Consider the following 248-nt stretch of genomic DNA (forward strand, 5'->3'; position numbering starts at 1 on the left):
GGGTGACGAGTGGCGGACGGGTGAGTAATGTCTGGGAAACTGCCCGGTGGAGGGGGATAACTACTGGAAACGGTAGCTAATACCGCATAACGTCTTCGGACCAAAGTGGGGGACCTTAGGGCCTCACGCCACCGGATGTGCCCAGATGGGATTAGCTAGTAGGTGGGGTAACGGCTCACCTAGGCGACGATCCCTAGCTGGTCTGAGAGGATGACCAGCCACACTGGAACTGAGACACGGTCCAGACT

General features: G+C 58.1%; 1 rRNA gene. It reads left to right on the forward strand.

What is annotated here, in order from left to right:
• A 16S ribosomal RNA gene (locus tag C1Y41_RS19760) occupies positions 1-248 on the forward strand; the annotation flags it as partial.

Origin of the sequence: Pantoea sp. ICBG 1758, assembly GCF_002928325.1 — a bacterium.
Lineage (GTDB): Bacteria > Pseudomonadota > Gammaproteobacteria > Enterobacterales > Enterobacteriaceae > Pantoea > Pantoea eucrina.